This window comes from Rickettsia sp. (assembly GCF_965035265.1).
Genome location: NZ_CBCDJS010000078.1, coordinates 1 through 6,190, shown reverse-complemented (window position 1 = coordinate 6,190; position 6,190 = coordinate 1). Strand labels below are relative to the sequence as shown.

Below are 6,190 nucleotides of genomic sequence, written 5' to 3'. Positions count from 1 at the left end.
ATTGCTTTTATCGAAATGGAGTTTTTCGTTATTTTACATAATAGCCGAATTATGGCCAAATGTAGTTTTTGCATTACTTTTTTGGCAATTTGTTAATAATATTACTACAGTAGAAGAATCTAAAAGATTTTATCCGTTATTTGGATTACTAAGCCAAACAGGTATTTATTTAGCAGGACAATTTTTAGAAAATCTAAGTAATATTAATGAGTATGTAACTAATAAATTCTCATTGCAATCGTCTTTTCACACGCTTTCTATACAAATTATACTAACTATAGTATTAATTTTAGGCATCATCGCTATTAAAACTTTTTGGCTACTTAATCATAAAATACTAGACAAAGAGCATATGGCATTACTCAAATTTAAAGCAAAGAAAAAATCAATGACTATTGCCGAAAGTTTTCAAATGATTCTATCGTCAAGACATATTAGATTAATTGCAACTTTACTTATTTGTTATGGTATTGCTATAAACTTAGTAGAAGGTCCTTGGAAAGCAGCAGCTACTAAAATTTATAAAACTCCAACCGAATATGCAGCGTTTATAGGAAGTTATTTGAGTTATACCGGAGCATTTACTATTTTATTCGTCGTACTTGGTTCAAATATAGTTAGAAGACTCGGCTGGTTTACGGCGGCTGTTATCACACCTTTAATAGTTTTTGTTACCGGTATATTATTTTTTGCCGTTAATAATTTTGAAGGATTTGCCGGTTTAATAATAGCAAATTTCATTCTAACCGATCCTGCTTTAATTGCTATAACTATTGGTGCTATTCAAAATGTGCTTAGTAAATCAAGCAAATATACCTTATTTGATTCAACAAAAGAAATGGCTTATGTCCCTTTAGACCCGGAAATAAAAATAAAAGGTAAAGCAGCGGCTGATGTAATCGGTACAAAACTTGGTAAATCAGGTAGTGCATTTTTACAATCATTAGTATTTATAATATTACCTTCTGCTAGCTACCAATCTATTTCTGTTTGCTTGATGATTATATTCATAATTACTTGTATAATTTGGCTTTGGGCAACCAAAGAGCTCAACAAAGAATATAAAAATTCTATTAAAATTTCTCAATAAAAATATCAGATTTTTCTTGATATTTCTGAAATCCCTATATACTATTTTTGACAGTATAACACAAACTGTGAAAAAAGATATGTTATGTCATTCCCGCGTAGGCAGAAATCCAGCTTTTTCCTTTGTCATCCCGTGGCTTGACCACGGGATCTTTTGAATTATTTTTTTGGATACCGCGATCAAGTCGCGGTATGACATTCAGTTTGTGCTAATTAATTTTTGATTAAATTAGAGGTTTTATGAGTAAAGACGGTAACCCGGATATAAGTGAATTTGATCCTTTAAATAGAGAATTTACAGAAGAAGAAAAACAGCAACAAGAAAAGCAAAAGCAGGAACTTTTTTCTCAAACTACACCCCCAGAACTAGAAGCTGATGATGGTATTTTTCAAGCACCGGCTAGCACCTCTACTTCAACGCCTTCAATTAGTGCTTTATCCGGGGGGATATCGGCAGACGGTCAAACATTAGACCCAATAACCGAAGCTATTAGAAAAGAGATTTTAGAAAAGCAAAGAGATGTATTAAGAGAATATTTTGCCAATATAAATCCGGAGTTAGCTGAACAAATAGCAAAGGAGGAAGAAGATAAAAAATTCCGTGCTTTTTTAAGTAATCCGGATAATCAAGGGTTAGTTAATAAAGCTTTTGAAGATTCAGATACGAAAAAGAAGCTAGAAGCAGCAGAAATAGCCGGTTATAAAAATGTTCTCTCAACATATAGTGCCGCTAATGGATACCCAGGTGGATTTAAGCCGGTACCGTGGGAAAACCAAATAGGTGCAAGTGATCTTAGAGCCACAGTAGTTAAAAATGATGTAGGTGATGAACTTTGTACTTTAAATGAAAAAACTGTTAAAACTAAGCCTTTTACTGTAGCTAAACAAGACGGTACGCAGGTTCAAATTAGTTCATATAGAGAGATTGATTTTCCTGTAAAACTTGATAAAGCCGATGGGTCGATGCATCTATCGATGGTGGCATTAAAAGCCGACGGTACGAAACCTTCTAAAGATAAAACAGTATATTTCACTGCCCACTACGAAGAAGGACCAAACGGTAAACCTCTGCTTAAAGAAATAAGCTCACCGCAACCTTTAAAATTTGCCGGAGACGGACCGGATGCGGTAGCTTATATTGAGCATGGCGGAGAAATTTATACACTTGCAGTAACACGCGGTAAATATAAAGAAATGATGAAAGAGGTAGAACTAAACCAAGGGCAGAGCGTTGACTTATCACAAACTATAGCTGAAGATTTAACAAAGGTACAAAATCGATCCCAGGAAACACTACAACCAACAATAACTCCAAATCAAGGGTTGCAGTCATCTATTGAAACGCCTACTACTACTAAAACTACACAAATGCCACAGCCGCAACAAGCTAAATCTTCAGGAATTCCAAATCCACCTTATCCTCTTGGTGATCCTCACGGAATGCCGATGCCGCAACAAGTGAATCCAAACCTCCTTAATGCAGCTACAGCTTTATCAGGCAGCATGCAAGATTTATTAAATTATGTAAATGCAGGTTTAACAAAAGAAACTGACAACAATAAACAAATTGATTTAATTAAAGAAGCAGCCACAGCAATTCTTAATAATGAGAAAAGTGATATTGCTGAAAAGCAGGCTAATATAATTGCTTTAACTGAAAATACGGTCAATACTAAAGACCTTACACCGGACGCAAAAGTAACTGGAGTAAATGCGGTATTAGAAACCATAAAAAATGATCAGAATACCCCAGACCTAGAAAAATCAAAAATGCTTGAAGGTACAGTAGCTATCGCGTTAAATTCAGAAAATCTTGATCCAACACATAAACAGCAAATAGTGGGAAAAGCAACAGAACTTGCTTTAACATTTAATGATGAATTAGATAGATGGACGGCACTTAACGGTCTCAGCGATACAATAATAAATAGTAACCTCCCTGATGAGCAAAAAGGGAGTATGCTTATAGGAATGGGCAACAAGATAAACGAGTCAAAACTTACTCCTAAAGAAAAGAGCCAATTAATCGGGGATATATTAGCAAAAGGAAAAGAAGCAGGTGTTTTAACCCAGGAACAACAACAATTGATGCAACAGAATTTAGATAAGATTACGGCAGAACAAACTAAAAATGTCGAAATAGCAGAGGTGCAAGGTATTTTAGCTAACCCTGCATTTAATGCTATCGCTAAAACTGAGGCAATACAAAATGTTACCACAAAGGTTTTAGATAGTCCGATTAAAGCAGAGATAAAAGGTGAAACACTTGAAAATATTACTAAGGTAGTTGCTGAGAGTCCTTTGAACGGTCAAGATAAAGCAGACATTGTTAAAGGTATGGGCAAAGCTATAGCTAGTCATAAAACTATAGCACCTACAGAAAAAATTGCTGCTATAGAATCCGTAGAAAAAGGGGTTGCCGAAAGTATAACAGATTTAGAAGATAAAAAGCTAATGACTAAAGGGTTAGTAGACGGCATTTATGAAGGTAAAGCAACCCCTGAAGTAACTTCTGAACTGACTAAGGCAGTTTCGAGCGGTATCGACAAAAGTACTGCTACACCGGAAGATCAAAAAGCACTTAAAGATGCTGCAATGGAAGCAGCTTTGGAAAGAGAAACTCAAAATTTAAATAAAGATTTATATCAAGACACAGATTTACATGCTGCAGCAAGAAAGGTAGCTAATGCATTAAAAGATGTGATTGATCCTATTTTAGAGGCTCACCCTGAAAAAACCGAAGTCTCAAAAAAACAAATTACAGAAAAAACTTCGGACATAGTTGCAGGTATAACTGAAACATCAAAAGATGTCCCTACACCTGGTGAAGAAGAATTAGAAAAATCTAAAGAATCAGTAGTATCGACAGAAGAAGAAGCTGTGAAAAAAACTTCTGGTATATTAAGTGATATATCTAAGCTTGCAGTTGAGAAAGTCAATAATTTTCGTGCTATGCTTTCTCCAAATGGTAATCTTAAGACCACTGAAGAAAAAAGAGCTGAATCAGAACAGCAAATTAATAAATCAGTTGCAGATTATAAAACCATAGATGATAAATATAAACCTCAACATGAGCAACAGCAAGGAAGCTATGATAACACTAAGGAGTTAGCAGAGAAAAAATCATTTATTGAAAATTTAAAATTAGACGATAAAGAAAAAATAAAATTAATTAGTACCTTAATTCAAAATGAAGCAGACAATAAGAAAAAAGGCACAGTTAATAATATAACAATGTTAACAGAAAATCGAACAAAGCTTGAAGAAAAAGTTGCAATTCAAGATAAATCGAAAGTAGGTTATGATGCTCAACTAAAACCACGCAAAGATACAGGAAGAGTTCCTTAATTTGACATACATGTCGTTCCCGCGAAAGCGGGAAGCTAGAAAAAAGTAACGTAAATTTTTAGTTTTGAAAACTTATATCATTGATATGTTTTAATTACTGGATTCCCGCTTTCGCGGGAATGACATAGCCGCCATGCGACAATGTCGATCAAGTTAGCTAAGATGATATCTGTTCTAATGAATGATTATTAGGTAGCTGCTTAGTAAAGCTTAATTATGTTCACGAAATTGTATACTTTATACATTAGTTTTTAGTTTTTCTTTTCCAGCTAAACATTTTACTAAATTATTAACGGCTTGTTGTTCTTCCGTGCTATTAATCTTCATAAAATTTCTTGAAACTTCAATACACATACGTTGATGTTGAGTATGTACGGGCTGCGGTTTATTAGCTTCTTCTAACCCTTCAAAGAAATAATCAATATTCCTATCTAAAGCTTCTGCGATTAGTACTAGCCTTCCTACAGAAATTCTATTAATTGCTTTTTCGTATTTTTGTAATTGTTGATGAGTAACATCAATTACTTCAGCAAGTTGTTGACGAGACAACCCCTTAGCGAGTCTTAAAGAATAAATTTTCTCGCCGATAAAACGATCGATTTTTTGTATAATATCGTTTTTTCTACCCATTATCTTCTCCTTGGTTACTAATTATATCTATATTTAAAAATTTTCTTTGAATAAAAATGATATTATCATATATTATTATAAAATATGTGGTTATTAGTAATTTTATACCATTAAACTTATCCAATTGTAAGTAGAAATAATACCATAAATTAATATTATACGCAACTATAAAATAACATTTTTTAAGTTTTTTGTAATCATTTGGTAAATAATTATTAAAGAATCGTGCAGGATTACTTCTTATCAATAAAAAATATCATAAGAACTTTAAATATTTTTTAAAAGATAAAATATCAATATCTTATATTTAAAAACTTATTTACTGAAACATAAGACTGTTAACAAAATAAATTTTAAAGCTAATTATAATTACTTTGTTAACAGTCCTATAAATTACAATTTATAAAGAAACCAAATTTTGGTGTATTATAGAAAAATATATAATTAATGCAAGGGAAAATTTCATTTCTATATTAATATTTCAAATCAAAGATAAAGTTAGTTTCATTTTAATTATAAATTAATTATTTACAGCTAGCTTATTTAAGATTAAATATAAAATTAATAATAAAAACTTAAGCTTATAATGAAAAAAATTTTTAATTGTCTTTATGTGGCCTTATTTAGAACAATAGAAGATGATGGCGTTGAACATTCCGGATATATGTCATTTATGATACTTTTATCTATTTTTCCTTTCCTAGTATTTTTATTAGCTTTAACAAGTTTTTTAGGCGCTTCAGAACTTGGTCAAAATTTTATACAAATTTTTCTAGACAGTCTTCCGGAACAAGCAACGGAATCAATAGAAAAGAGAATACGAGAATTACTAAGTGCTCCCCCTCAAAGTTTAATGAATCTTGCCATCGTAGGCAGTGTTTGGACTGCTTCTTCTTTTGTAGAATGTTTAAGAACTATTTTAAATCGTGTATATCAAATAAAATCTCCCCCCCCTTATATAAGAAGAAGATTACTCAGTATTATACAATTTCTTATAATTAGTGCTTTGATTACCTTTACTATGTTTCTTTTAGTGGTGATTCCAATAATATTTACGAAAATTCCGATAATATTAGAGACTATTGAAAAATATAAGATCATTTTAAATTTTATAAGATATTTT

4 protein-coding genes are annotated in these 6,190 nt (G+C 32.1%); 3 read left to right on the top strand and 1 reads right to left on the bottom strand.

Annotated elements, in window-relative coordinates; all coding sequences use genetic code 11:
• A partial coding sequence (gene tlc4 / locus AC1Z7D_RS05565) for an NTP/NDP exchange transporter Tlc4 (protein WP_482602700.1) occupies positions 1-1,090 on the top strand: 1,090 nt, incomplete at its 5' end.
• A gap of 239 nt (positions 1,091-1,329) precedes the next feature.
• Entirely contained in the window at positions 1,330-4,437 is a 3,108-nt protein-coding gene (locus AC1Z7D_RS05560; RefSeq protein ID WP_482602698.1) for a Sca4 family spreading effector, read from the top strand.
• A 237-nt stretch (positions 4,438-4,674) separates the two neighbouring features.
• On the opposite strand, the gene AC1Z7D_RS05555 is transcribed toward AC1Z7D_RS05560, so the two are convergent.
• A complete protein-coding gene (locus tag AC1Z7D_RS05555) occupies positions 4,675-5,067 on the bottom strand; it encodes a helix-turn-helix domain-containing protein (RefSeq protein WP_482602696.1) in 393 nt (130 codons plus the stop codon).
• Positions 5,068-5,653: 586 nt separating this feature from the next.
• On the opposite strand from AC1Z7D_RS05555, the gene AC1Z7D_RS05550 reads away from it, so the two are divergent.
• Positions 5,654-6,190: YihY/virulence factor BrkB family protein (locus tag AC1Z7D_RS05550; RefSeq protein ID WP_482602694.1), on the top strand; the 537-nt coding region annotated here is incomplete at its 3' end.

Bases quoted from the DNA above. Each gene is read 5' to 3' on its own strand.
- AC1Z7D_RS05560 (WP_482602698.1), top strand. From the start codon at position 1,330: ATGAGTAAAGACGGTAACCCGGATATAAGTGAATTTGATCCTTTAAAT.
- AC1Z7D_RS05555 (WP_482602696.1), bottom strand. From the start codon at position 5,067: ATGGGTAGAAAAAACGATATTATACAAAAAATCGATCGTTTTATCGGC.